A 1,158-nucleotide genomic window follows, 5' to 3' on the forward strand; every position below is an offset into this window, starting at 1 on the left:
ATCTCACACAACATAATTTCAAGGTAGTTTGGTTTATGTAATTCCTTTTGCATAAGCTGCAGAAAACCCTTTATCGAAGTTAGAGGGTTCCTTATTTCGTGTGCAACACCTGCAGCCAATTGCCCTACTAGGGAAAGCTTTTCCGTTTTTCGTATAAACTCATCCATCTTCTTTCGCTCAGATATATTACGACCTACAATAACAAAATGCTCTAATTTATCATTCTCCCCAATTACAGGGGTTCCCTGAGCTTCTAAGTAAACCCAATCTCCATCAGCATTTTCACACCGAAACTCGACTTGAAATGGTGATTTAGTTGAAACTTTTTGAAAAAAAAGTTCATATAACCGCAGAGAATCCTCAGGGTGAACCAAATCAAAGGCCAATACTCCTTCATACTTTTTTGGATCATATCCCAATACCTTTAAATGCGAAGGGGATGCATATATTACTCTTCCATTTATATCCCAGAGTCCAACCAAATCCAACATGTTCTCTGTAATTAGACGATAATTGGCCTCACTCAGTTTTAGAGCTTTTTCTACCCGCTTCCTTTCGGTAATATCTACACATGAACCAATGATCTCAACCACGTGCCCATTCTTTCGAATAGGTCGTAACGATGACATGTAGGAAACGCCATTTATTACCCCTTCGTACGTTACATGATCTTCACCTTGCCAAGCTCTCCAATAATATTGAATAACCGCTTCTGCATCAAGTTTCGGGAGAAAATCGCGTAATTCCTTTCCAATAATCCTCTTAGGAGAAAGATCCATTCTATAAAGTAACCTTCCTTCACACAGAGTATGAATAAATCTATCGCCATCCTTAATAAACTTAAAAAGCATCCCTTGCTGCTGGCTTATTGTTTCCACTAACTCTTGATTGGAAGCCTTTAGAGACTCCACTTTCCATCTTTGATTGGATAATTCATGCAGAAATTTCACCTTTATACGAGACCAAAAGAAGACAAGTGTGCATACAATTACCATTGCAAGTGCAAAACATATAATAAGATTCATTTTTATATCACCTCAAAACTTTACACTTTGTATGTTATGAAATCCCTTTTTTAAGAAAACACGGTATTCCATGTATCAAATATAATCATATATACTTACGTTAATATATTTATACAGTCCTAAAATAACTATA

At 36.4% G+C, this 1,158-nt stretch carries 1 protein-coding gene; it reads right to left on the minus strand.

Annotated elements, in window-relative coordinates; translation table 11 throughout:
* On the minus strand, positions 1 to 1,025 hold a 1,025-nt coding region (locus V7164_RS25370), incomplete at its 3' end, for a PAS domain S-box protein (RefSeq protein ID WP_335355615.1).
* Between the last annotated feature and the right edge of the window lie 133 nt (positions 1,026 to 1,158).

Source organism: Bacillus sp. JJ1474 (genome assembly GCF_036965225.1).
Taxonomy (GTDB): Bacteria; Bacillota; Bacilli; order Bacillales; family Cytobacillaceae; genus Cytobacillus.